Annotated in this window: 19 protein-coding genes; 7 read left to right on the forward strand and 12 right to left on the reverse strand. The window is 65.3% G+C overall.

Features of this window, described 5'->3' with window-relative positions; genetic code table 11:
- Positions 1-12: 12 nt before the first annotated feature.
- The 4 genes from ACREB4_RS08220 to ACREB4_RS08235 are packed head-to-tail and all read right to left on the reverse strand — an operon-like array spanning position 13 to position 2,871.
- On the reverse strand, positions 13-321 hold the full coding sequence (locus tag ACREB4_RS08220) for a circadian clock KaiB family protein (protein WP_431587729.1): 309 nt from the start codon (positions 319-321) through the stop codon (positions 13-15).
- A 1-nt stretch (position 322) separates the two neighbouring features.
- Complete coding sequence (locus ACREB4_RS08225) at positions 323-628, reverse strand: circadian clock KaiB family protein (RefSeq protein ID WP_431587730.1); 306 nt, start codon at positions 626-628, stop codon at positions 323-325.
- Positions 625-2,382: a circadian clock protein KaiC gene (gene kaiC / locus ACREB4_RS08230; protein WP_431587731.1), complete on the reverse strand. Its 1,758-nt coding sequence runs from the start codon at positions 2,380-2,382 to the stop codon at positions 625-627. Before kaiC ends, ACREB4_RS08225 begins: the two co-directional genes overlap by 4 nt.
- Before the next feature lie 3 nt (positions 2,383-2,385).
- Positions 2,386-2,871, reverse strand: a complete 486-nt coding sequence (locus ACREB4_RS08235) for a hemerythrin domain-containing protein (protein ID WP_431587732.1) — start codon at positions 2,869-2,871, stop codon at positions 2,386-2,388.
- A 114-nt stretch (positions 2,872-2,985) separates the two neighbouring features.
- Between ACREB4_RS08235 and ACREB4_RS08240 the strand changes: the two genes are divergently transcribed.
- Complete coding sequence (locus ACREB4_RS08240; RefSeq protein WP_431587733.1) at positions 2,986-3,900, forward strand: SDR family oxidoreductase; 915 nt, start codon at positions 2,986-2,988, stop codon at positions 3,898-3,900.
- Positions 3,901-3,938: 38 nt separating this feature from the next.
- Here ACREB4_RS08240 and ACREB4_RS08245 read toward each other — a convergent pair whose 3' ends face one another.
- A complete protein-coding gene (locus tag ACREB4_RS08245) occupies positions 3,939-4,490 on the reverse strand; it encodes an Hsp20/alpha crystallin family protein (protein WP_431587734.1) in 552 nt (183 codons plus the stop codon).
- Positions 4,491-4,650: 160 nt separating this feature from the next.
- Positions 4,651-4,917 (reverse strand): hypothetical protein, encoded by a 267-nt coding sequence (locus tag ACREB4_RS08250; protein WP_431587735.1) that lies wholly within the window; start codon positions 4,915-4,917, stop codon positions 4,651-4,653.
- 127 nt (positions 4,918-5,044) lie between these two features.
- Here ACREB4_RS08250 and ACREB4_RS08255 point away from each other — a divergent pair, with 127 nt between their 5' ends.
- The 5 genes from ACREB4_RS08255 (at position 5,045) to ACREB4_RS08275 (ending at position 11,862) form a co-directional block, all read left to right on the forward strand.
- Positions 5,045-7,417 (forward strand): catalase, encoded by a 2,373-nt coding sequence (locus ACREB4_RS08255; protein WP_431587736.1) that lies wholly within the window; start codon positions 5,045-5,047, stop codon positions 7,415-7,417.
- A gap of 14 nt (positions 7,418-7,431) precedes the next feature.
- Complete coding sequence (locus ACREB4_RS08260; RefSeq protein WP_431587737.1) at positions 7,432-7,977, forward strand: low affinity iron permease family protein; 546 nt, start codon at positions 7,432-7,434, stop codon at positions 7,975-7,977.
- A 55-nt stretch (positions 7,978-8,032) separates the two neighbouring features.
- Positions 8,033-8,857 carry a hypothetical protein gene (locus ACREB4_RS08265; RefSeq protein ID WP_431587738.1) on the forward strand — a complete coding sequence of 275 codons (825 nt, stop codon included), beginning with the start codon at positions 8,033-8,035 and terminating at the stop codon, positions 8,855-8,857.
- Positions 8,851-11,100, forward strand: coding sequence for an ATP-dependent DNA helicase (locus tag ACREB4_RS08270; RefSeq protein WP_431587739.1), 2,250 nt, complete (start codon positions 8,851-8,853; stop codon positions 11,098-11,100). Before ACREB4_RS08265 ends, ACREB4_RS08270 begins: the two co-directional genes overlap by 7 nt.
- A 108-nt stretch (positions 11,101-11,208) precedes the next feature.
- Positions 11,209-11,862 carry a hypothetical protein gene (locus ACREB4_RS08275; protein WP_431587740.1) on the forward strand — a complete coding sequence of 218 codons (654 nt, stop codon included), beginning with the start codon at positions 11,209-11,211 and terminating at the stop codon, positions 11,860-11,862.
- On the opposite strand, the gene ACREB4_RS08280 is transcribed toward ACREB4_RS08275, so the two are convergent.
- The 5 genes from ACREB4_RS08280 to ACREB4_RS08300 all read right to left on the reverse strand — a co-directional run bounded on the left by ACREB4_RS08280 (position 11,852) and on the right by ACREB4_RS08300 (position 20,743).
- Complete coding sequence (locus ACREB4_RS08280; RefSeq protein ID WP_431587741.1) at positions 11,852-14,683, reverse strand: YncE family protein; 2,832 nt, start codon at positions 14,681-14,683, stop codon at positions 11,852-11,854. The two genes, ACREB4_RS08275 and ACREB4_RS08280, sit on opposite strands and share 11 nt — an antisense overlap.
- A 170-nt stretch (positions 14,684-14,853) precedes the next feature.
- Positions 14,854-15,582 (reverse strand): ligase-associated DNA damage response endonuclease PdeM, encoded by a 729-nt coding sequence (gene pdeM, locus ACREB4_RS08285; protein ID WP_431587742.1) that lies wholly within the window; start codon positions 15,580-15,582, stop codon positions 14,854-14,856.
- A 12-nt stretch (positions 15,583-15,594) separates the two neighbouring features.
- The gene (locus ACREB4_RS08290) at positions 15,595-18,030 is read right to left on the reverse strand and encodes a ligase-associated DNA damage response DEXH box helicase (protein ID WP_431587743.1); all 2,436 of its coding nucleotides are present in this window, start codon (positions 18,028-18,030) and stop codon (positions 15,595-15,597) included.
- Positions 18,027-19,709 carry an ATP-dependent DNA ligase gene (locus ACREB4_RS08295; RefSeq protein ID WP_431587744.1) on the reverse strand — a complete coding sequence of 561 codons (1,683 nt, stop codon included), beginning with the start codon at positions 19,707-19,709 and terminating at the stop codon, positions 18,027-18,029. The genes ACREB4_RS08290 and ACREB4_RS08295 overlap by 4 nt, the downstream gene beginning before the upstream one ends.
- Entirely contained in the window at positions 19,706-20,743 is a 1,038-nt protein-coding gene (locus tag ACREB4_RS08300; RefSeq protein ID WP_431587745.1) for a ligase-associated DNA damage response exonuclease, read from the reverse strand. Before ACREB4_RS08300 ends, ACREB4_RS08295 begins: the two co-directional genes overlap by 4 nt.
- A gap of 176 nt (positions 20,744-20,919) precedes the next feature.
- On the opposite strand from ACREB4_RS08300, the gene ACREB4_RS08305 reads away from it, so the two are divergent.
- Positions 20,920-22,800, forward strand: a complete 1,881-nt coding sequence (locus ACREB4_RS08305) for an AAA family ATPase (protein ID WP_431587746.1) — start codon at positions 20,920-20,922, stop codon at positions 22,798-22,800.
- On the opposite strand, the gene ACREB4_RS08310 is transcribed toward ACREB4_RS08305, so the two are convergent.
- Entirely contained in the window at positions 22,763-23,980 is a 1,218-nt protein-coding gene (locus ACREB4_RS08310; protein ID WP_431587747.1) for a DUF3734 domain-containing protein, read from the reverse strand. The genes ACREB4_RS08305 and ACREB4_RS08310 overlap by 38 nt on opposite strands.
- Between the last annotated feature and the right edge of the window lie 89 nt (positions 23,981-24,069).

The following is a 24,069-nucleotide window of genomic DNA, read 5'->3' on the forward strand; positions in this document are numbered from 1 at the left end:
CTTTCCTTTGGTCTACACGCCATCACTGGGGGCAATCGACAAGCCCAGTCCCCGCAAGATGCGGTCCTTCTGGGACATGTCGCCGATGAAGCGCCGCACGGGCAGAGGCGATTTTCGGATCAGGGTTGGCGTGGCGATGACCTGGTCTTCGGCCACCTTGCGCGGGTGCTGCAGGATGTCGATGATCTCCAACTGGTAGCGGCCTGGCAAATGGGTTTCGCAGATGTCGCGGATGCTCACCAGCGCCCGCACCGAGTTCGGCGTGGAGCCCGAGATGTAGAGGCTGAGCAGGTAGTGCAGCGGTGCTGTGTCTTGGCTCATGTCAGCCCAGTCGCAGGGGCTGAACGTCCAGCCCCACCAGCACACGCTCTTCATTCGACAAGTCGCCGATGATCTTGCGCATGGGTTCCGGGAACTTGCGCACGAGGGTGGGCACGGCCAGGATCTGGTCCCCCGCGGCCAGCCTCGGATTGACCAGCAAGTCGACCACTTCGATCTGGTAGCGCCCGGCGAGGTGGGTCTCACACAGGCGCTTGAGGTTCTCCAAAGCCAGGGCGGATTTGCTGGTCTGACCGGCCACGTACAGGCGGAGCTGCCATTCGGCCTTGGGGTTGGCGGCGGCGTTCATGGCGAGGCTTTCCTGGTTCTTGGGGCCGCGGCCTTCTTGGCCGCCGTGCCTTCCCGGCGTTGTGCGACGGCCTTGGAGCGTTGCAGGTTGCCTTCCGCTTCGAGGTTCTCCCGCTCGATGTCGAACTGAAGTTCTCCGGCGCGCTCCGTCGCTTCAGCCTGCAAGGCGGCGATTTGCGCGTCAATGGCCTTTCGCCGGCTGGCCAGCTCGCGAAGGCGCCGATCCTGGTCGCGGTGACGCAACTCGGTGGTGGCTTTCTCACGTTGTTCTTGCTGAAGGCGGGCTGATCCTGTCAGGACGCGGTCGTCCACCAGGTACACGTCCACGAGGTCGACGCCATGATCGCTGAGGATGAACTCGCGGACCTGGTTGGAGTGCGCCATGCCCCGCGACTTCAGGATTTGAATGGTGCGGGTGCGTTCGCCATTGAATTCCAGGTTGGACAGCATCAACCAGGTGTCCATCAGCGATGACACCCCAATCTGGGTTTCCGCCAATGCCACGCTACCGTCGCCAGTCAAGGCCGTGAAAAGGGCGGTGATGCCCTGCTGCTTGAGAAAATCGATCAGACGCATCAGCGTGGGCTTCAGCGAGCTGTCATCGGTGTGCAGCGTGAGGTTGCTGATCGGATCGACCACCACCACATCGGGCTTGGACCGCATCACGGCGGCGTGCATCAGGGCAAGGTGTTGTTCCAGGCCTTGCAGCGTGGGCCGCGATGCGTGGATCTGCAACAAACCCTTCTTCACCCAAGGCTCCAGCTCGATGCCGATGGAGCGCATGTTGCGCATCAACTGGCTGGGCGATTCTTCGTAGGCAAACAGCAGCGCGCGTTCACCACGGGCACAGGCTGCGTGGACGAAGCTGGCGCCCACACTGCTTTTGCCCGTGCCAGGTGAACCCGTGACCAGAACACTGCTGCCTCGGTAAACCCCTTGGCCGCCGAGCATGGTGTCCAGCCTGGGGATGCCCGTGCTCACGCGTTGGGACGTGGCCTGGTGGTCCAGCCGCATGGAGGTGATGGGCAGCACCGACAGGCCCTGTTCACCGATCAGGAAGGGATATTCGTTGGTGCCATGGGCTGAACCACGGTACTTGACCACGCGCAGGCGGCGAGTCGAGACCTGGTCGACGATGCGGTGATCGAGCAGGATCACGCAGTCGGCCACGTACTCTTCCAGACCATAGCGGGTGAGCGAGGTCTCGCCGCGTTCACCGGTGATGACCGCCGTCATGCCTCGGTCCTTCAGCCAGCGGAACAGGCGGCGCAGCTCGGCGCGAAGGATGGCGTGGTTGGGCAGACCCGCGAACAGCGCCTCGATGGTGTCCAGCACCACGCGCTTGGCCCCGACCGACTCGATGGCGTGGGCCAGGCGGATGAACAAGCCTTCGAGGTCATATTCGCCCGTCTCCTCGATCTCGCTGCGCTCGACGCGCACGAAGTCCAGGGCGATCTTCTTCTGGCGCCGCAGCTTGTCCAGGTCGAAACCCAGCGAGCGCATGTTCGTGGTGAGTTCATCGGCGTTCTCTTCGAACATCATGAACACGCCGGGTTCGTTGAACTCGGTGGCGCCGCGCACCAGGAATTCCGCGGCCAGCATGGTCTTGCCGCAGCCGGCACCTCCGCAGACCAGCGTCGGCCGGCCGCGAGGCAATCCACCCCGGGTGATTTCGTCGAGTCCCTGAATGCCTGTGGGTGTTTTCTGGAGGAGGCCTGCGTGCACGCCTTGCCCCGGTACTTCTTTTTTGCTCATCTTTCAGGCCATCAAATGCCGATGAGCCGCCGGGTGGTCGAACAAGCCTTTGCGAAAATCGCGGGCGCCTTGCCCGAAGGACTGCAAGGCTTGGTGGGCGCGCTCGTCCGCGTCCAGGACCCGGTCGATCGCCGGGATCAGGAAAAGGCATTCGCGCTTGATGTGCAAGGCCAGCACCTGGCACAGCACGTTCAGCGTGGCGTTGAGCCCCGCGGCGTGGGTGCGCTGGGCCAGCAGGTCCGACAGCAACTCGCGCAGGTCCTCGCAATGGTTGGCGAACATGTCGGGCAGGTCCCTGCCGCTCACGGCGTACAGCATGGGCAACACGGTGTGCTCCACGATGGACAAGTGGCTGTTCAGGGACAGGTAAAGGTCGTTGGTCAAGCGCTGTTTTTTCCGGAAATCGGCGGTGGTGGATTGCACTTCGCGCACCAGTTCCTGTAAAACAGCATGGTCCTCCCTGAGGACGGGTATCAGATGGTTTTGCATGCTGGCCTCCCGAGGCATGGATCGTTCAGATTGCCCCATCACTGGCAATCCGCGTGCCTGATGGTTGGGTACGGCGATTGCCACGTTGGTTGAAGCATCAGAAGGAGCAACACCATGTCCACCGATCAAGTCCAGGCCCTGGAAGACGACGACGCCGTGCAGGCCGGCGACCGCCCGCAACCCACCCACATGCCCGCCCAGCACTTGGATGAAAAACCTGGACTGGAAGCGCAGTTGCAATTGAAGCCGCAATTTTTGGCACCCGGTTACGAAGGCAGCAACAAACTGGCCGGTAAAACCGCCTTGATCACCGGGGGTGATTCCGGGATTGGCCGTGCAGTGGCGGTGCTCTTCGCCCGCGAAGGCGCCAATGTGGCCATCATCTACCTGAACGAGCACGAGGATGCCAAGGAAACGGCCCGCTTGATCGAGCGCGAGGGGCGTCCTAGCCTCCTCATCGCCGGCGACGTGAAGGACCCCGACTTTTGCGTGCACGCGGTCGAGGACACGGTAGACACCTTCGGCAAGCTGGATGTGCTGGTCAACAACGCGGCCTTCCAGCAGCACACGCATTCGATCGAGTTGTTGAGCGAGGAGCGTTTCGACGAAACCTTGCGGACCAATGTCTATGGTTATTTCCACATGGCCAAGGCGGCGGTGCCTTACTTGCAGGAAGGTTCGTCCATCATCAACACGGGTTCGGTGACGGGCCTGAATGGCAGCGCGGACCTGCTGGACTACTCGACCACCAAGGGCGCCATCCACGCCTTCACCAAATCGCTGGCGCAGAATCTGCTGGACAAGGGCATCCGCGTGAATGCCGTGGCGCCCGGCCCGGTGTGGACGCCGCTGAACCCGGCCGACATCCCCGCCGACCAGGTGGAGGACTTTGGCCAGAAGACCCAGATGAAGCGGGCCGCTCAGCCGGAAGAAATTTCACCGGCGTATGTGTTCCTGGCCTCGCCAGTGTGCTCGGGTTACATCACGGGCATCGTGTTGCCGATCACGGGCAGTGTGGGCGCGATCTGATGGATGAAGGAATGGGGGCGTTGCCCCCATTCCTGCGTTCAATGCTCGGTGCTTTGGCCGCTTGAGCGTTCGAGTTGGCCGGAAGGGTCGTGAAGCTTCAAGGAGATTTCCAGGAAGCCTTCCTCATCGATGCGGGCCTCGACGCTGTGCGAATCCACGGCATTCATCAAGTCGATGGATTCCGAAAAGTGGTCCGACGAGCCGTCGTGTTCCGAGAAATTGCACTCGCCTGAAATCACCAGTTTCCCATTGAGGATCTCGACTTCGACATCGTCCTGGGTGGCCCCTGGCAGCATCGCTGAAACCTTGACTGAGTTGCCCTGGCGCGTCACGCCGAAATCAGGCCGCCATTGGCCGGTGGGGTTGAGCGCGGTGCGGTCCAGGCCGCCCCACATCAGCGGGCCAAAGCTGAAGGGCGCGCGCAAGGCCGTTTGCATGGACTGGGCCCACACGGTCGCGGCGGCATCCCAGCTTTGCCTCAAGGTCTGGACCAGTTCAGGTGCGCCGGCCTGGGGCGGGGAAGGTTGGTTGAAGGAGTAAGCGGGGCCGAGCACGTCGGCGTCGACTGATTTCTCACGGTGGGTGATCATGTTGATTCCTTGGTGATGAGAAAGGTGTCCTGGAGAAGGGCAACTGCCATTCCCGCGGTCCAGGCGCAGAGAACAGGATACGCGCCGGTCCTTCGATCGGCAATTCTGCGCCACGTGGTGAATCGGGTAACTTTTTCCGAAAAGGATGCCAGAGGCGGCATCACTCCAACCGGTTGCGGCTGGCGCCCCGGATGTTCATGAAGCACAGGCCAATTTGCAGGGCAATGACGGCATAGGCGCCTGCCTGGATGCCCCAGATGATCCACATCACATTGCTCAGCAAGAAAAGCCAGAAGCCCCAGCCTCGCTTCGCTTGAGAGCTGGAAGCCACCAGCCAACCGGCGGCAAGGGTCACGGCCATCGCAGGCCATTGGAGGTCATCGGGCGAGAGCATCGTGAACAAGCTGTCGTTGGGAAGAGCGCACATGGAAAGAGGGCAAATGAAAGACACGCCCATGGAGCATTTGGCATTCCCATGGCACCGGGATCGCCAATTGCCTTGAGAGGGCACATGTGCCACATCAGGCACTTTCCGACCAGGAACAACGAGCCCCATGAAAAAACCCGCCGCTCCCAAGACAGCCAGTGCACCATCCCGGTTGCCTCCTTCAAAAAACGCGGCGGGAAAGCCGGCGGCCATCCAGCACGCCGCCGAAGTCAACGACCTGGCCGCGGCCATGCCTCACAACGCCAACAAGGCCGCCGAGCATGGCCACGCGAATGCGGTGAATCCGCCTCAAGGCGCAACCGCGCAGCCCGCCTCGGACCAGACCACCGGCAGCACGCTCAGCGAATCCAATGCGTCGGCCAAAACGGGGGCGGGTGCCCCAGTGGGCACCAACGCCACCATCGGCTCGCTGGACCGGGTCCGCGTTGATTCCGGCGGCCAGGTGCTGACCACCAACCAGGGCGTGCCCATCGGCGACAACCAGAACTCGCTCAAGGCCGGCCTGCGTGGTCCTACCTTGCTGGAAGACTTCATCCTGCGCGAGAAGATCACGCACTTCGACCACGAGCGCATCCCCGAGCGCATCGTGCATGCGCGTGGTTCGGCCGCCCATGGCTTCTTCGAGGCCTACAAGCCTTTGGACAAGGTCACCCGCGCGGCGCCTTTCCAGGAAGCGGGCAAGGTCACGCCTGTGTTCGTGCGCTTCTCCACCGTGGCGGGCGAGCGGGGTTCGGTGGACACGGCCCGCGATGTGCGCGGCTTTGCCGTCAAGTTCTACACCGACGAGGGCAACTGGGACCTGGTGGGTAACAACATCCCGGTCTTCTTCATCCAGGATGCGATGAAGTTCCCCGACTTGGTCCACGCGGTCAAGCCCGAACCGCACCACGGCATGCCCCAGGCAGCCTCGGCCCATGACACCTTCTGGGACTTCGTCTCGCTGATGCCCGAGTCCACCCACATGCTCATGTGGGCGATGTCCGACCGTGCCATTCCCCGGAGCTACCGCATGATGCAGGGCTTCGGCGTGCACACCTACCGGCTCATCAACGCCAAGGGCGAATCCACCTTCGTGAAGTTCCACTGGAAGCCTTTGCAAGGCACCCATTCGCTGGTGTGGGACGAAGCCGTGAAGATCGCCGGCGCCGATGCCGACTTTCACCGGCGTGACCTGTGGGAAGCCATCGAAGCGGGCGACTACCCCGAGTGGGAACTGGGCTTGCAGCTCTTCACCGAGGAGCAGGCGGAAGGCTTCAGCTTCGACGTGCTGGACGCCACCAAGCTGATCCCCGAAGAACTGGTGCCCGTGACGCCAGTGGGGCGCATGGTGCTGAACCGCAACCCCGACAACTTTTTCGCCGAGACCGAGCAGGTGGCCTTTTGCGTGGCGCACGTGGTACCGGGCATCGACTTCAGCAACGACCCTTTGCTGGCCGGCCGCATCCACTCCTACGTGGACACGCAGATCAGCCGCCTGGGTGGGCCCAACTTCCACGAGATCCCCATCAATTCGCCCATCGCCCCCGTGCACAACAACCAGCGGGATGGACTGCACCGCCAGGCCATCCCACGTGGCCGCGTGGCCTACGAGCCGAACTCGCTGGGTGGCGGGTGCCCCTTCCAGGCGGGCGCCAAGGGCTTCGTGTCCTTTCCTCAGCCCATCCAGGACGACAAGGTGCGGGGCAAGCCGGAGAAGTTCGCCGAGCATTACAACCAGGCCACGCTGTTCTTCAACAGCCAGACCGAGGTCGAGAAGGCCCACATCATCGGCGCCTTCCGCTTCGAGCTGAGCAAGCTCACGGTGCCTGCCATCCGCGAGCGCATGGTGGCTTCGCTGCGCCATGTCTCCGATGAGCTGGCCAGCGCCGTGGCGGAAGGCCTGGGCATTGATTTGCCGGCGCCTTTGCCCAAGGCCCTGGACAAGGCGCCCAAGCCCGAGGTGAGCGCTTCTCCCGCCTTGTCGTTGACCCACCTGCCAGGCGAGATCGGCATCCGCACCCGCAAGGTGGCGGTGCTGGCGGCCAACGGCATGGAGGGCGAATCCGTGGCCAAGGTCCAGGAGGCCTTGGTGAAGCTGGGCGCGGTGCCCCAGCTCGTGGGGGTGCGCCTGGGCAAGGTCACCACCCATGGCGGTGATGTGCTGGAAGTGGATGCCTCGATGGAGAACACGCCGGCCGTGCTGTTCGATGCCTTGATCCTGCCGTGTGGCCAGGAAGCGGTGGACGCCTTGGCCAAGGACGGCCACACGATGGAATTCATCAAGGACCAGTACCGCCATTGCAAACCGATCCTGGCCTTGGGCTTGTCCGAGCAATTGCTGGACAAGGCGGGCATCCCGGCCACCTTGCCTTCGGGCGCCAAGGACGACGCCCTGATCAAGGTTCAGCCCAGCCAGGTGGGACCGGTGATCCAGGATTTCATCGATGCCATCGAGAAGCACCGCTACACGCCGCGCGACAGCGATCCCCCTTTGGTCTGATGGAAAGGTGATGCATGAGCATGAAACAAGCGCAGCAGATTCAGGCAGGCAGCCGAAGCGACGCACTGGGCGCCATGCCCAGCACCACCAGTGCCTTGTACGCGCACCGGTCGGTTTTTCTGACGGCCTTCGACCAGTTTGCCGCCAAGGTGACGAGGTGGGCGGGCTCGCCCATCGTGTTCTCGCTGGCCTTGGTGACCGTGCTGGTGTGGGCGCTTTCCGGTGTGCTCTTCCATTTCTCGGAGAACTGGCAGCTGGTCATCAACACCGGCACGACCATCGTCACCTTCCTGATGGTGTTCCTGATCCAGCAAAGCCAGAACAAGGACAGCGTGGCCGTTCACCTGAAGCTGAACGAGTTGCTGGCGGCCAACCGCCAGGCCAGCAACCGGATGATCGGGATCGAGGACCTGGACGAGCAGGACCTTCGCGAGGTGGCGCTGTTTTACGCGCGGCTGGCCGAGCGGGCCAAGCAGGCGGGGCCGCACAAGGAGATGCATTCCATCGATGAGGAAGGCATGCCCGTGCAGGGAGACTTGTCGGGACGGGGGCGGCGCTAGCGTCTGATCGCTGGCCGATGTTGTCCAAATGACTGTATGAGTATACAGTCATGGGATGTCTGCGAATCCTCCTTCCGTGGCGATCCTGCGCGCGCACCGCACCCGCCTCATGCACATCTGGCGCTCCGCCGGCTGGCCATGCCGTGACGCCCTTGAAATCGACCTCCTGGCCGCCGGCCTGGTGTCCTTGCGCGTGTCCAACCAGGGCCATGAAACCCTCTGCCTGACCGATGCGGGCGTGCAATTGCTCGCCCTGTCGCGCCAGCAAAACCGGCGGGCCCTGAGCGCCCACGACCGCCTGGCCGAACGCGTGGCCACGCAGTTGATGGCGGCGGGTCGCGTCGTGTGGCGTGAACTGTCCTTGCGTGCCCGGGTGGACAGCGACGACCACACCAACAACACCGCGCGCGAATGCGCCGTCACCAACACGGCTTTCTGGCCCCTGGATGAAGCCGCGCTGGAAAGCAAGGCTGCCTGGCGCATGGCCCGGCCCGATGTCTTCTCGGTGCGCAACACCTCTGTGCAGGCCTACCTGCAACCCATCGTCCACGAGGTCAAGGCCAGCCGGGCCGATCTGCTGTCCGACCTGCGCCACGAGGCCAAGCGTCAGTCCTACCAATGGCTGTGTTGCGAGTGCTACTACGTGTTCCCGGCTGGCGTGGCCCAACCCGAAGAGATCCCGCCCGAGTTCGGCGTGTGGCTGCTGCATGGCGACATCGATGGCGGCGAGTTTGAAATCGCCCGGCCAGCGCGCCACGTGGCCTGCGAGCTGCCTTTCGCGGTGTGGCTGTCGCTGGCCAAGGCCACGCCGATGCACCAGGACGATCTGGGCGACGAACCCCTGCAGGCCAGCCTGGGCGAAGTGGTTGGCCCTTGCTGAAAAAGACCTACACGGTGGCGGTCCGGGCGCTGTGCGAGTTCACCGCCAAGCAGGGGGACCTGGACCTGCGCTTCACGCCGTCGCCCACCGCGCAAGAGGGCATGGCGGGTCACCTGTTGGTGGCCTCGCGCCGAGGCGCAGGCTACGAGACCGAGATCACGCTGAGCGGTGAGCACCAGCACCTGCAGGTGCGCGGGCGGGCCGATGGCTACGACCCGCGGCTCAACCGCCTGGAAGAGATCAAGACCTTCCGTGGCAGCCTGGACCGCCAGCCCGACAACCACCGCCATTTGCACTGGGCGCAGGTGATGGTGTACGGCTGGCTCTTGTGCCAGGCGCGGGGCCTGGACGAACTTGAACTCGCCCTGGTCTACCTGGACATCGGGTCCAACGATGAGACCGTGCTGCGCCAGCGCTGCACCGCCGTGCAACTCCAAGCCCATTTCGAGGTCCAGTGCGAACGCTTCCTGGCCTGGGCCGACCAAGAACTGGCGCACCGCGCCGCGCGCGACTGGGCGCTCACGGCCCTGCCGTTCCCCCATGCCGATTTTCGTCCTGGCCAACGGGACCTGGCCGAGTCGGTCTACAAGGCCAACAGCGCTGGCCGGTGCCTGATGGTGCAAGCCCCCACGGGCATCGGCAAGACCATCGGCACGATCTTTCCGCTGCTCAAGGCCTGCCCCGCGCAAAAGTTGGACAAGGTCTTTTTCCTGGCGGCCAAGACTTCCGGGCGCGGCGTGGCCTTGAAGGCGCTCGATCTGATCCAGCAAAGCGCACCAGCCTTGCCCTTGCGTGTGATTGAACTGGTGGCCAAGGACAAGGCCTGTGAACACCCGGACAAGGCCTGTCACGGTTCATCGTGCCCTTTGGCCGAAGGCTTTTACGACCGCCTGCCGCCTGCCCGCAAGGCGGCGGTGCGGGCCGGCACCCTCGACAAGGCCACGCTGCGCGCCGTGGCCCTGGCACACCAGGTCTGCCCTTATTACCTGGGACAGGAAATGGTGCGCTGGGCGGATGCGGTGGTGGGTGACTACAACTACTACTTCGACCTGAGCGCCATGTTGCACGGCATGACCGTGGGCCAGCCCTGGAAGGTCAGCGTGCTGGTCGACGAGGCGCACAACCTGGTCGAGCGCGCCCGCAAGATGTACACGGCCGAACTGAGCCAGGCCAGCCTGGGCGCGGCCCGAAGGTCGGCCCCGGTGGCCTTGAAGAAGTCGCTCGACCGCCTGCACAAAAGCTGGAACGCACTGAACAAGCAGCAGCCCGGCGACTACCAAGTGCGCCCCGAGGTGCCCGAGGGCTTCACCTTCGCGCTGCAACAGGCCACGCACGCCATCACCGAGCACCTCGTCGAGCACCCGACCGTGGTCGATGGCGCCCTGCAGGACTTCTATTTTGAAGCCTTGCACTTCACCCGCCTGAGCGAATCCTTCGGCGAGCATTCGCTGTTCGACATCAGCCAGTTCGGCAAGCAGTCCACCTTGTGCCTGCGCAACGTCGTGCCCGCCAATTTCCTGCGTCCACGTTTCGCCACGGCGCATTCGGTCACCCTGTTCTCGGCCACCCTGCAGCCCCGGCAGTTCTATGGCGACCTGTTGGGCTTGCCCGTCGACACCGCCTGGGTCGAGGTGGCGTCGCCGTTCGACCCGGCGCAGTTGTCGGTGCAGGTGGCCTCCAGGATCTCGACGCGCTACCAGCATCGCCAGGCCTCCTTGCCCAAGGTGGTGGACGTGATGGCGCGGCAGTACGCCCAGCAAGCCGGCAACTACCTGGCCTTTTTCAGCAGTTTCGATTACCTGGACGAGGTGGCGCGCCTGTGGGCCGAACGCATGCCCCAGGTCGCCACCTGGAAGCAGTCGCGCCGCATGAGCGAAGGCGAGCAGGCGCAGTTCCTGGCGCGCTTCACCGAAGGTGGGCAGGGCGTGGGCTTCGCGGTGCTGGGTGGCTCGTTCGCCGAAGGCATCGACCTGGTCGGCGAACGCCTGATCGGGGCCTTCATCGCGACCCTGGGCTTGCCCCAGGTCAACGAAGTCAACGAACAGATCCGCCAGCGCATGCACGACATTTTTGGCGATGGCTACGCCTACACCTACCTGTACCCTGGCTTGCAGAAGGTGGTGCAGGCGGCCGGCCGCGTGATCCGCACGCCCACCGACAGGGGCGTGGTGCACCTCATGGACGACCGCTTTGGCCGTCCCGAGGTGCGTGGCCTGCTGCCCGCCTGGTGGCGGGTGGGCTGAGCCCGCTTGGCGAGAACAAGCTTGTCGGATCTGGTGCACAGGACTAGAGTGACGCCATTGCCATTGCCATTGCCATTGCCATTGCCATTGCCATTGCCTGGAGATCTCATGAACACGATTCCCCACGTCCTGATCTCTTCCGCGCTTCTGATGCTCGGCGCTCGGGCAAGCGCGATGAACCGGCCTCCGCCGGTCAACGAGCAATGGCAGAAGATGGTGATCACCGCCTCGATCGATGAGTTGCGCGGGGCGGCGATCCCAGGGGTGGCCCTTGGTGGGCCCATCCTCGCCAGCTGGAACTTCAACAGTGACAAGGGTGATGTGCGTGCCCAAGACCCGCGGGGGTATGTGGCCATGCATGATTTTGTGCTGACGTTCGCGGGCCAGGACTACACCAAGGACGACATCTTGCAGGAGGTTCAAGGCGTGGCGGTCAATGGGCCTTCCATGATTGTGTGGGCCTCCACACAGGGACTTGAAGGGTCACTTCATCTGCGAAGCAAAGGAGCAGTCCCCAATATCTTCTTTCACTTCTTTGATGAATTCGGAGAGTCGAGACTTTGGCTCGAGCTTTACACGGACATCCACGCAACCTTCGATCAAAGGACCGTTGCCATGACTTTCCTGAATGGTGTCTATGTGCCGATGGGTTTGCTCCCCGAGCCATCGGCGTACTGTCTGTTGCTGGCCGGGTTGGCGGGTTTGTCTTTTGGCAGACAGTGGTTCAACAAGCAGGCCTGCACTCTGCCGATCAGCCGTTGAAGGCGATGCGCTTGCCCGAGCCAGGCGGCGTGCAGGTGTAGGTCACTTCCTGGCCGGCCGCCGTGGCCAGTGAGCGCAGGGCCGCATCGCTGCGGCGCGCGCCATCGGCGGCCACGAACGCCGAGCCTGCCACGTCGTACAGGTAGCCACGGCGCGTGCCGGCTTCGACCACCTGGGCCACCAGGTCGCACTCGGTCACGCTGCCGCCCAACTCCTTGGACACGAACGGCGTCTTGGCGCGCTGGATCAAGAGGTTGATGCGCGGGTTGGCCTGCGTGGTGTTGTAGGACGCCAGCGTCACCTGCTGGCCCACGATGGGCGCCAGGTCGCTGTCCATGGCGTGCATGAAGTCCGAGACATCGCGGCGGGTGGCGTCCGGGTTGAGCATGGGGAAGCCCGAATTCAAGGTGGGCTGGAACACGCGCACCGTGAAGAAGTGCGCCAGCGTGTCGGATGTGCCATCGTGGACGAAGCCATAGCCGCGAACCTGCTCACCCAGGTAACCTGTGCCCGGCGCGGTCGCGAAGGGAATGGACGGTGAACCGAAGCGGCCGACCTTGGCGTACATGTTGCGCAGCTGCGGCACCTTCACGATTTGCGAGATGCCCTCGAAGCTCTGGTCGCCACCGGTGCCGTACATGCCGCGGGCCGGGTCCACCGTGTGGCAGCCATTGCAGTTGTTGTTGGGCGTGATGGAGGTGCCGTCGGCGCGGGTGATCTTGAAGCCGTCCGAAGGGCGGTCGCCGAAGTAGAAGTCGAAGCCGCGCTTCTGGGCCGCCGTCAGCGAGTTGTCCAGGTTGCGGATCGGGTTGGGGGGCATCTGCACGGCGAGCTGGAAGTCGGCGAAAGCCTGCATTTCCGCTTCGGTCATGTCGCGGTCGTTGCCCAGCAGGCCCGAGAAGGCCACCGCGAAATTCTTGAACGACAGGGTCGCGTCCTTGGCCGAAGTGCCGAAGACGCCCACGGCGCGGTCACCGCGCCAGTGCATGGCGCCCGAGTTGATCATGCCGCGCAGCGTCTGCGTGACCATGGGTCCCTTCATCGGGTGGAAGTCGGTCGGGTCGTCGCTGCCGTTGATCTTGTTCTGCACGCCGAAGACGATCTTCGCGATCGGGAAGGCCAAGTCGCTGGTGAACTTGCCGGGGATGGGGCTCTTGGTGACCACGCCATCCGGGTCGCCCAGGTCCCAGGCCAGGTCATCCGCATCCCCGAAGGTGTGGCAGGCCGCGCAAGAGGCTTCGCCGTTGGCCGACGAGCGCTGGGCGTCGTACAGGAAGGGGCGGCCCGCGACGATCTGCGGCGACTCGGGGTTGGGCAGCACGGCCTTCGCCACTTCGGTGCGCGTGGCCAGGTTCACCACCTTCACGGCGTTGTCGAAGCGGGTCATGACGTACATGCGGCCGCGGTTTTCATCCAGCAGCACACCGCTGGGGCCACCACCGCTGACGGTGATGTAGTTGGCGCTGGCGGTGCGTGGGTTGAAGGTGTCGGCTTCGAGTTCGGCGGTGTTGAACACGCCGATGCGGCTGGAGCCGAAGGCGGCCACGTACAAGGTGCGGCCGTCCTTGCTGACCTGCATGTCCAGCGGCGTGGCCAGGCTGTGGTTCTTGGCCGTGCGGTCGAAGCCGGGGTCGGTCACGAGCTTGCTGTAGTCGAGGTGCTTGTTCAGGTGCCTGGGGGCCACGGTGTTATTGTTGACCACCGTCACGCGTGACAGCGCGATCTTGCCTTGCACGGTCGAGCCGCCGTGCTTGCCGGCGCCTTCGAAGCGGGTCATGTTGTTCGACTCGGTGTTCGACACGTACAAGGTGCCCGACACCGGATTGACGGCCATGTTGAACAGCACGGTGCCCACGTGCGGGTAAGCGACTTTCTCGGTGAGCGTGTTGGCATCGACGGCGAACACGTCCTTGTCGGGCAGGGTGAACTCGACGGCGTTGTTCCAGTTGCGGCCCAGCACGTCTTCCCAACGCTTGTTGGCGCGGTTGTATTTCACCAGCAGGCCGGTCTTGGGCGCCGGCTTGCCTTCGGCGTTGGTCTCGGGGCCCAGGCGGCCGCCGGGCAGCAGCTTGGACTTGATGATGCAAGGCGTGTTGACCTTGAAGCCGTCACAGACCAGTTCTTCGTTGATGGACGAGGTCTCGTTGCCGGACTTGAAGGCGGCCACGTAGACCGTGTTGCGGTCGGGGCTGACGGCCAGCGCGCGTGGCGTGTCGGCGAAGAAGCTCATGATGCGCAGCGGCACGCCGCCCACGGCATAGCTGCCCGAACTGGCGGGGTTGAACACCCACACGTCGGCGCGGCCGATGCCTTCGGTGGTCAGCTGCGGATCGCCGGAGCCGGGCACGTTCTTCAGCGAGGGGTCGGTGCGCTGCTGGCCCCGGTGCGCCGTGGTGATGAAGGCCCGGGCGGGCGAGCCGGCGAAGACGATGTCGCGGGGCTCGTCGCCCACCAGCAGGGTCTGCACGACGCGCGGCGCGCCGTCGAGCCGGACGATGCTGACGCTGTCCGACAGGTGGTTGACCACCCAGACTTCGTTGTCGCTGCGCGCGGCCACGGCCACGGGCTCCAGGCCCACGGGGATGCGGGCGAACAACTGCAGGCCACTGCTGGTGATGGTGAAGACATCCAGCGTGTTGTTGGGCGTGTTGACCGCGAACAGCTTGGTGCCATCGGGCGACTGGGCCAGGGGGCGCACCTGGCCGCTTTCGAAAGCGACGAAGGACGGCGCTGCTGCCTGCGCGCTGAACGGGGTGGTGGTAAGCAATGAAAGCGTTGAGAGCACGAGCGCGCTCAGGCCACGGCGGAGGGGGGCTGACATGGGGGTGTCCTTTGGCTTGCATATCAAAAGGGTGATGTCCAAACTTTACGGACCGCGTGCAACTGTCGACATGAGGGATGGCGCGCGTTTGTCCGGCATCCAGAGCATCGGCCCCCTCATTCGAGGTGAGGGAATCTTCTTAATGGCATATAACGCGACCCGGACAATCCCTAGAGGGACATTCGGCGACTCACCGGCAGTGCCGTCACCGAATGCTCGCCGACGACGAAGCATTGGCTGTCTGGATGCTGCGATGGCCGGACCTCGAAGCCGCCCGTGAACTCACCAAAGGCGGGCAAGGTCAGCACCCCGTGCCGCAGCCAGAACGCCGGAAGGCGCAGGTGGTCGGTGCGGCCTCGCAGGCACACCACCGGGTGGACGTGACCGGCCAGGATCAAGGCGCCGGATGGCGTCCCGGCATGGTGGTCTTCCGGAGGATGGTGCACACCGCGCAGCCCAGCCTGCACATGGGCGGCGGTGCTGGTCCGGATGCCGTAGGACGCCTGCACCTGGCCGGCGTGCGCATCGTGGTTGCCTTCGATCACCAGGCATGAAAGCCCGGGGTGGCGTTGGCGCCAAGCCGCCAGGGCCGCCAGGGTGGCGGGTGCATGGCTTTCGCGCGCATGGAGGAAGTCGCCCAGCACGACCAGGTGCCGTGCCTGGCTGCGCGCCAGGGCCTGGGTCAAACGGGCGAGCGTGAGCGTGGTCGTGCCTTGGGGCACGGGCAGCCCCCGCGCGCGGAACACGGCGGCCTTGCCCAGGTGCACGTCGGCGACGAAGAGCGTGCGTGTCTCGGGCTCGAAAGCCGCGCGTTCGGGCATCAAGGCCAGGCGAACGGTGGCCTCCCGGGCGCCGGGTGGCCACGACAGCCAGTGGTCGGTCGAATCAGTTGTGGTCATGGATGCGGGGACTCAGGTCTCGCTGGCGGCATTCAATTCCGCCAACAGGTGCTGCAGGCGGTCTTGCAGCTTGTGCGTGCTCAGGCGCTCACGCAGGCGTTCGACCATGAGCGGGAACGAAAATGGTGTCCAGCGCTTCAGGGCTCGGATGTCCCAATGCTGGGCTTGCAAGCGGGTCAGCACGGCGACCAGGCGGTCCAGTTCGTACTCTTGCCGCAGTACCTCGTGTTCGGCCTGGCTGAGCAGCAAGTTGCGTGGGTCGTGCTTGCGGAAGACCTCGAAGAACAGGCTGCTGGAGGCCTGGATCTGCTGGTTGCTCTTGGGCGCGCCAGGAAATCCTGGGAACACCAGGCCCGACACGCGGGCGATCTCACGGAAGCGGCGCTGTGCCAGTTCCGAAGCGTTCATGCTGCCGAGCACGTCGTGCAACAGCTGGTCGGTGTCCAGCAAGGTCGGCAGCAGCTGCGCATCGACCGGTTCCTGGCTCAGCAGCTCGATGCCGTGGTCATTGAACGACATCGAGAACGTGCGGGGGGCGATCTGGCCGAAGCGGTAGGCCCACAGCGCCGCCAATGCGAGGTTGACCTGGCGGCCGGCGAAGGGGTAGATGTAGAGGTGGTGGCCTTCGCGCGACTTCAAGGTTTCGACCAGTACCGTGTCGGGTTTGGGCAAGGCCGACCAGCGCCGTTGCACGTCCAGCAAGGGCATCAAGGCGGTGATTTCAGGCGGGTGCGGGCCATCGGGCTGCGCGTCCACCTGGGCCAGTTCCTCCAGCATGGCGCTGGCCAGCTCCGATGAGAGGGGCATCTTGCCGCCGTTCCAACGCGGCACGGCGGGGCGCACGCCCTTGGCCAGGCGCACATAGGCGGTCATGTCGTGCACCTTGACGAGTTCGAGCAGGCGGCCCGCGAAGAGGAAGCAGTCGCGCGGGCGCAGGCGGGCGATGAAGCTTTCCTCCACGGTGCCCAGCACGGGGCCGCGCAGGTAGGACACCTTGAGGTTCGCATCGCTGACGATGGTGCCGACCGACAGGCGGTGGCGGCGCGCCAGTTGGGCGTTGACCACGCGGTACAGGCCGTCTTCCCCGGCTTCGATGCGGCGGTAGTCGGGGTAGGCCTTCAAGGCGTCGCCGCCCCGGCCGGCGAAGTCCAGCACCCAGTTCCACTCGTCCCAGTTCAAATGGCGGTAGGCGTAAGCGGTGCGCACTTCCTCGAACAGGGCGCGGCTGTCGAAGCCACCCCCCAGGGCCACGGTGACCACGTGCTGGACCAGCACATCGAAGGGCTTGTCAGGGCTCACGCGGGCCTCGATGTGACCCTGTGCCACGGCCCGGCGCGCGGCGGCCGCTTCGAGCAATTCGATGCTGTGCGTGGGCACCAGGGTGATGCGCGATGGCTGGCCGGGCGAGTGGCCCGAGCGGCCGGCGCGTTGCAGCAGGCGCGCCACGCCTTTGGCCGAACCGATCTGCAGCACGCGTTCCACCGGCGAGAAGTCCACGCCCAGGTCCAGGCTGGAGGTGGCCACCACGGCTTTCAGGCTGCCCGACTTGAGTCCCGCCTCGACCCACTCCCGCACGCCACGGTCCAGCGATCCGTGGTGCAAAGCGATGAGGCCCGACCAGTCAGGACGCGCTTCCAGCAGGGCCTGGTACCAGAGCTCGGCCTGCGATCGGGTGTTGGTGAAGACCAGGCTGTTGCGGCTGAGGTCGATCTCGCGGGCCACCAGGGACACCATGCGCAGGCCCAGGTGGCCAGCCCAGGGGAAGCGCTGCACCTCGTCGGGCAGCAGTGTGTCGATGGTCAGGGGTTTGGGCAATTGGCCCTGCACGATGCGGCCTGTCGGCCCGGTCAGCGTGTCGCGGGCATTGGCCAGGTTGCCCAGGGTCGCGGACAGGCCCCATGCCATCAGGCGCGGGTTCCATTGCTTCAAGCGCGCCAAAGCCAGCTGCACTTGCACGCCACGTTTGTTGGCGATCAGTTCGTGCCACTCATCGACGACGACCAGCCGGACACTGCCCAGTTGCCTTGCGGCGTCGGGCTGGGTCAGCAGCAGGCTGAGGCTTTCCGGGGTGGTGACCAAGGCGGTGGGCAAGCGTTTGGCCTGGCGTGCGCGTGCGGCGCTGGTGGTGTCGCCGGTGCGCTGGTCGATGCTCCAGGCTGGCAGCAACGCGGGCAGGGGCGCTTGCAGGGCCGCGAACGTGTCCGAGGCCAGGGCCCGCATGGGCGTGATCCACAAGACGCTCAAGGGCGGTGCGCCGCGCGTGCCCGGTGCGGGGCCCACATCGGCCAGGGCTTGCAGGGCGCCCAGCCACACCGCGTAGGTCTTGCCCGCGCCAGTGGTGGCGTGCAGCAGGCCGCTTTCGCCGGCGGCCATGGCTTGCCACACCGCCGTCTGAAAAGGGAAGGGCGACCAGCCTTTGTCCGCCAGCCAGGCCTGGGCCGCCTTCATGCGGCTGACCGGCCCGGCGTGGGGATCAGCCCGCGCAGATTGGCCAGGGTGTCGGCCTCGCTCACGGGCTTGTCCCAGCGCAGCCGCAGCATGCGCGGAAAACGCACGGCCAGGCCGCTCTTGTGTCGGCTGGAAGCCTGGATGCCTTCGAAGCCCAGTTCGACCACCAGCGTGGGCGTGACGCTGCGCACCGGGCCGAATTTCTCGATGGTGGTCTGGCGGATGCGTTGGTCTACCTGCCGCATCTCTTCGTCGGTCAGGCCGGAGTAGGCCTTGGCAAAGGGCACCAGGCGGCCTTCATCCCACACCGCGAAGGTGTAGTCGGTGTACAGGTTGGCGCGCCGGCCGTGGCCGCTTTGCGCGTAGATCAGCACGGCGTCGATGGTGAACGGGTCCACCTTCCACTTCCACCACAGGCCGACGTCCTTGGTGCGGCCGGTGCCGTAGAGGCTGTCGCGGCGCTTGAGCATGAAGCCCTCCACGCCACGGCTGCGCGACTCCTCGCGCATCACCGACAAGGTGGCCCAATCGGGCGCGTTGACCAAAGGCGAGAGCTGCAAGGGCGCCGATGCGGCCGGCAGGATGTGCGGCTCGACCGGCCCTGCCAGTGGCAGGTCGGTCTGGGGCAAGGTGGGCGCGGTGATCAGCGCGTCGAGCTGTTCACGCCGTCGCCATTGTGGCCAGGCGCGCGTGTCCTCGCCCTGGTGTTCCAGCAGGTCGTAGGCCAGGAAGACCACGGGCGCTTCGGCCAGGATGGCCTTGCCCAGCGTTTTGCGGCCAATGCGTTTCTGCAGCAGGGCGAAGGCTTGCACGTGCCCTTCCTTCCAGACGACGATCTCGCCGTCGATGACGGTGTTGTCGGGCAAGGCGTCGGCCAGTGATTCCAGTTCCGGGAAGCGACCGTTGAGCAGGTCCTCGCCGCGCGACCAGAGCCAGGTCTCCGGGCCGCGCTTGATGAATTGCGCGCGGATGCCGTCCCACTTCCACTCGACCAGCCAATCGGCGATGGGGCCGAGGCTCTCGACCGGCGCCTGCAGCGGGTGCGCCAGGAAGAAGGGGTAAGGCTGGCCCGAGGCTTGCGCGGGCGACTCCGGATCGGACAAGGCGAGGTAGCGCGCGGCATTGGGCACGTGCTGCTTGTCGGTGTAGCCCATCAGGCGCTGGGCGAGGTGCTTGGCATCCAGCCCGGTCACCTGGGCCAAGGCGCGCAGCACCAGGTTGCGCGCCACGCCGACCCGAAAGCTGCCGCCGATGAGCTTGGTCAGCAGGAAGCGGCCGGGTTGATCCAGCTCGGCCCAATAGCCTTGCAGCGCCGCGATGGTCGAGGCCGGCTCTCGGCCGCGCAGCGACAGCAGGCGTTCCTCCATCCAGCGGTGCAGGGGCACGTCGGCCTCTTCTTCGGCGGGCGGCAGCACGTGGGCGATCGTCTCGGCCAGGTCGCCCACCACGTCATAGCTTTCGTCGAACAGCCATTCGGGGATGGCGGCTTGCTCGCGGGCGGCGGTGCGGACCAGGGCCGTGGGCACGGTCTGGCGGGGCTTGCCGCCGGCCAGGAAGTACAAGGCCCAGGCGGCATCCTCGGGTGGTGCGTGGCGGAAGTAGTCGGTGAGGGCGGCGGTCTTGGCCGAGGTCGACGTGGTGCTGTCCAGGGCTTCGTAAAGACGGGCGAAGCGCTTCATGCGGCGGGCTCCGCGCTGGCCGGTTCGGCATCGAGGCTCTCGGTCTCGTCGCCGTACTCGGTCTTGAAGGCACCGGCTTGCAGGCCTTGCTCCTTGAAGTAGCGCACGAGCGGGTCCACATAGCCATGGGTGACGATGACGCGCGGCGCCTGCGTGGCCCGAACCGCTTCCAACAAGCCGGGCCAGTCGGCGTGGTCCGACAGCACGAAGCCCCGGTCCAGCCCCCGCCTTCGCCGTGTGCCGCGCAACTGCATCCAGCCCGAGGCAAAGGCATCGCTGTGTTCGCCGAAACGCTTCACCCACGCGCTGCCTTGCGCCGAGGGCGGCGCCATCACCAGCGCGGTCTTCAGTTCGCTGGGCGTGACCTCGCTCACGTGCCGGGTGGCGGGCAGCGCCACGCCCGAGGCACGATAGGCCTCGTTGAGCGATGTCATCGCACCATGGGCCACGATGGGCCCGATGGACGGGTCGATGCCCGACAGCACGCGCTGCGCCTTGCCGAAGGAGTAGGCGTACAGCACCGAGGCTTTGCCTTGCGCCGCGTTGCCACGCCACCAGGCGTTGATGTCGTCGAACACCTGCTGTTGCGGCTGCCATCTGAACACCGGCAAGCCAAAGGTCGATTCGGTGATGAACACGTCGCAGCGCACGGGCTCGAAGGGCGCGCAGGTGGCGTCCGGGCCGGTCTTGTAGTCGCCCGACGCCACCCAGACGCGGCCCCCATGTTCCAGCCGCACCTGGGCCGATCCCAGCACATGGCCGGCCGGGTGGAAGGACACCTTCACGCCCCGGTGCGTGATGGCCTGGCCATACGGCAGGGTGTCCAGCGGGATGTCGCCCAGCCGGGCCAGCAGCACGCGCCGCCCGGGTTCCGCCGCCAGGTAGTGCGTGTGGCCCACGCGGGCATGGTCGCCATGCGCGTGCGTGATCAGCGCATGCGACACGGGGCGCCAGGGGTCGATGTAGAAGTCACCGGCAGGGCAGTAAAGGCCCTGCGGGCGGGCCACGACGAGGTCATCTTGCAGGTCTGCCATCGGCATGTTCAGGTGGGTGGGCGGCAAAAGTGCACGATCCTTCTTGGCAAATGGTGTGCGCAAGCCGTCTAGCGTGCATCAAAGGGCATTTGCTGGTGCAACTCGGGGCTTTGCTCGGAGGGCGGTGGCGCCAAACTGGGCGTTGTATCCCTGTCTGTTCTCTTCCCTGGCCCGCCATGTCCAAGTTCAAGATCGTCCTGTCCTCCTCCCAACGCCGCAAGCTTGCCGGTGCCGGATTGTTGATGTTGCTGGTGCTCGCCTGTGCCGGCATTTCCAACTTGCAGGACACGGCGATCAAAGAAGCGCAGGCCCGCAAGGACAGCACCGCCCTGGCCTTCGAAAACAACCCCGACGCCTGGCTGAACCACCCGACGGAAGCCTCGGCTTTCGAAAAGGCCGTGTCCGCCGGGCAGGTCAAGGCCGTGGCCATCAGCGGCTCGCTGGTGCTCTACACCGACAAGGCCGGCCAGCACCACAGCACCCGGCTGGTCGACTGCGGCCCCGGCTGCAGCACCAACCTGCTGGGCCGCCTGGGCGAGCTGAGCCTGGCCAAGGGCTTCCTGCTGACCCGCACCGACATCGATCCCCGCACGCCCAGCCAGAAGTTCAACGAGAACATCGAAGGCGTGGGCCGCGTGGTCTTGGCCCTGCTGCCGGTCTTCCTGATCGGTGGCCTGATGTTCTACCAGATGCGCGGCGGCGCCTTGCCCTTTGGTGGCACCAAGCTGGCCGACCGCCCCGACACCGAATTCAAGGACGTGATCGGCGCCGACGAGGCCAAGAGGGCCCTGCGCCGCGTGGTCGCCTTCATGAATGACCCGGTCGAGTATGTGCGCGTGGGCGCCCATGCCCCCCGCGGTGTGCTGATCGATGGTCCCCCGGGCACCGGCAAGACCCTGCTGGCCCGGGCGCTGGCCAAGGAATGTGGTGCCAACTTCATCAGCGTGGACGGCTCGCATTTCAGCTCCATGTTCTTTGGCGCCGGCATCGGCAAGGTCAAGGAGCTGTTCGAGCGTGCCCGCAAGAACGCGCCCTGCATCGTGTTCATCGACGAGTTCGATGGCATCGGCAAGCGCTCCAAGGGCAATGACTCCAGCGGTGCCGGCGAGCAGGAACAGAACCGGATCATCAACCGCATCCTCGTTGAACTCGATGGCTTCTCGCCGCTCGAGAACGTCGTCGTCGTCGGCGCCACCAACCACGTCGACAACATCGACAAGGCCATGCGCCGTCCTGGCCGCTTCGACATGATCGTGCGCACCGAGCTGCCCACGACCACCGAACGGGAGGCCCTGTTCAAGCTCTACCTGGACAAGGTCAAGGCCGCCGCCCAGATCGACTTGGTCTCGCTGGCCCGCACCGCCACCGGCATGTCGCCCGCCGACATCGCCAACTGCGTGAACCGCGCAGCGTCTTACGCGGCTGAAGGCGGCGAACCTGAAGTCAATGACGAACTGCTCTACCGCTCGATCGAAACCTTCCAGCTGGGTGGCGAAGTGTCGTCCGCCAAGGGCATGCTGACCCCCGCGACACTGGAACGCCTGGCCGTGCACGAAGGCGGCCACGGCCTGGTCGCTCATGTGCTGGATGCCGGCAGCGTCGAACGGGTCAGCATCGAACCGCGCGGTGGCGCACTGGGCGTGACCTACGTGGCCCGCCACACCGAAGAGCCCTTGTATGGCGAGCAGGAGCTGCGTTCGCGCCTGGCCATGCTGCTGGCCGGCCGCGAAGCCGAGATGATGGTCTTCGGCAACACGTCCTCCGGGGCTGCCGACGACCTCAAGCGTGCCTCCGAGCTGGCCACGTCCATGATCGGCAGCTACGGCTTCGGCAAGACTTTCGGCTTGTTGAGCATGGCCGGGGTGCCCAAGGAGCTCATCGGCCCCGACATCCAGAAGAACGTGCTCGACGAAGCGCGCTTGCTGCTGGAGCAGGCCCAGGCCGAATGCAAGGCGGTGCTCACCGAACACCGCCATCGCCTGGATGCGCTGACCCGGTTGCTGCTCGACAAGGAAACCATCAGCGGCCAGCCTTTGCAGGCGGTTCTGAACGCCTGAGGTCGTGCGTGACGAACTCCTTGCCCTCGGGCGGGAGTTCCAGCCAGTCCCGGTGCGTCAGCGTGTGGCGGATGTCGTCCAGGCCGCTGGTCCAGTGGTCGCGCATCGTGAGCGGCCCGAACTCGTAATCCTTCGACAGGCCATCCCACTCCTTGTCGCGGTAGATCAGGTGGATCACGTTGTACTGCCGGCTGCACGCCAGTTCGTGCGCCAGCTTGCACTGCGCGTCGTCCTCGTGCCTGGACTTGGGCACGTGCTTGAGCAGGTCGCGCAGCAGGCGCCGGTAGCTCTGCTCGCGCTCCATCATGTCGGTGATCGTGCGTGTGCGGCTTGAATACTGGATGTCCTTCACGCGTTCCTGCACGTCGAACAGGTTGGTGGGCGCCGGCCCGACCGAACTCCACAGGTCGACCTGGAAGGCGATGGTGTTCTGGCGGGGCGTGGCCGACAGGATCTGCGCCAGCGGCGTGTTCGACACCAGGCCGCCATCCCAATAGAACTCGCCTTCGATCTCGACCGCCGGAAAACCCGGTGGCAAGGCGCCCGAGGCCATGAAGTGCTCCGGCCGCATCCGGCCTTGCGTGGGCCCGGCCGTGTTTTCGAAGAACTCGAAATTGCCCGTGCGCACATTGACCGCGCCCACCGACACGCGGATCTCGCCCGCGTTGATGCGGTCGAAATCCACCAACCGTTCCAGCGTGGCCTTCAGGGCCTTGGTGTCGTAGAAACTGGCTTGGGTGGGCGTGGTGCTCATCGATTGCCAGGTGGGGATCGAACGCGGCACGAAGAAGCCCTTTTGACCCTCGACCATGGCACGCCACGCCGAGAAACCATTGAAGGCCTTGCGCGCCTCCCCGCCCAGTTGTTCCACCCAGGTCTGCAAGGCGTCGGCCGTGGGCTGAAAGTACGCCGGTTGGCAGATGGTGTCCCAGAACTCTTTCATGCGCTGCACGCGCAGCTCGGGCGGGTTGCCCGCGATGATGGCGGCGTTCAAGGCCCCGATGGAGATGCCCGCCACCCAGTTGGGGTGGATGTTGGCTTCGTGCAGGCCTTCGTAGACCCCGGCCTGGTAGGAGCCCAGGGCACCGCCGCCTTGCAGCACCAGCGCCACGATGTCGTAGGGCAGGCCGTTGTCCGAAGCTGGGGTTGGCGCACTGCTGATCGCCTTGTTCAAGATCATTGGGACATCCTGTGTTCATTTCACCGAGGTGGCGTTCAGGCTACCAGCAAGCGCGGCCCTGCACCGGGTCCGGTCATTCATGGCCTGGC

This window comes from Aquabacterium sp., from assembly GCF_050725395.1.
Lineage (GTDB): Bacteria > Pseudomonadota > Gammaproteobacteria > Burkholderiales > Burkholderiaceae_C > Aquabacterium.

What these genes read in the sequence shown, in the direction of transcription:
- ACREB4_RS08220 (WP_431587729.1), bottom strand. Translation starts at nt 321, where the DNA reads ATGAGCCAAGACACAGCACCGCTGCACTACCTGCTCAGCCTCTACATC.
- ACREB4_RS08225 (WP_431587730.1), bottom strand. Translation starts at nt 628, where the DNA reads ATGAACGCCGCCGCCAACCCCAAGGCCGAATGGCAGCTCCGCCTGTAC.
- kaiC (WP_431587731.1), bottom strand. Translation starts at nt 2,382, where the DNA reads ATGAGCAAAAAAGAAGTACCGGGGCAAGGCGTGCACGCAGGCCTCCTC.
- ACREB4_RS08235 (WP_431587732.1), bottom strand. Translation starts at nt 2,871, where the DNA reads ATGCAAAACCATCTGATACCCGTCCTCAGGGAGGACCATGCTGTTTTA.
- ACREB4_RS08240 (WP_431587733.1), top strand. Translation starts at nt 2,986, where the DNA reads ATGTCCACCGATCAAGTCCAGGCCCTGGAAGACGACGACGCCGTGCAG.
- ACREB4_RS08245 (WP_431587734.1), bottom strand. Translation starts at nt 4,490, where the DNA reads ATGATCACCCACCGTGAGAAATCAGTCGACGCCGACGTGCTCGGCCCC.
- ACREB4_RS08250 (WP_431587735.1), bottom strand. Translation starts at nt 4,917, where the DNA reads ATGTGCGCTCTTCCCAACGACAGCTTGTTCACGATGCTCTCGCCCGAT.
- ACREB4_RS08255 (WP_431587736.1), top strand. Translation starts at nt 5,045, where the DNA reads ATGAAAAAACCCGCCGCTCCCAAGACAGCCAGTGCACCATCCCGGTTG.
- ACREB4_RS08260 (WP_431587737.1), top strand. Translation starts at nt 7,432, where the DNA reads ATGAGCATGAAACAAGCGCAGCAGATTCAGGCAGGCAGCCGAAGCGAC.
- ACREB4_RS08265 (WP_431587738.1), top strand. Translation starts at nt 8,033, where the DNA reads ATGTCTGCGAATCCTCCTTCCGTGGCGATCCTGCGCGCGCACCGCACC.
- ACREB4_RS08275 (WP_431587740.1), top strand. Translation starts at nt 11,209, where the DNA reads ATGAACACGATTCCCCACGTCCTGATCTCTTCCGCGCTTCTGATGCTC.
- ACREB4_RS08280 (WP_431587741.1), bottom strand. Translation starts at nt 14,683, where the DNA reads ATGTCAGCCCCCCTCCGCCGTGGCCTGAGCGCGCTCGTGCTCTCAACG.
- pdeM (WP_431587742.1), bottom strand. Translation starts at nt 15,582, where the DNA reads ATGACCACAACTGATTCGACCGACCACTGGCTGTCGTGGCCACCCGGC.
- ACREB4_RS08290 (WP_431587743.1), bottom strand. Translation starts at nt 18,030, where the DNA reads ATGAAGGCGGCCCAGGCCTGGCTGGCGGACAAAGGCTGGTCGCCCTTC.
- ACREB4_RS08295 (WP_431587744.1), bottom strand. Translation starts at nt 19,709, where the DNA reads ATGAAGCGCTTCGCCCGTCTTTACGAAGCCCTGGACAGCACCACGTCG.
- ACREB4_RS08300 (WP_431587745.1), bottom strand. Translation starts at nt 20,743, where the DNA reads ATGGCAGACCTGCAAGATGACCTCGTCGTGGCCCGCCCGCAGGGCCTT.
- ACREB4_RS08305 (WP_431587746.1), top strand. Translation starts at nt 20,920, where the DNA reads ATGTCCAAGTTCAAGATCGTCCTGTCCTCCTCCCAACGCCGCAAGCTT.
- ACREB4_RS08310 (WP_431587747.1), bottom strand. Translation starts at nt 23,980, where the DNA reads ATGATCTTGAACAAGGCGATCAGCAGTGCGCCAACCCCAGCTTCGGAC.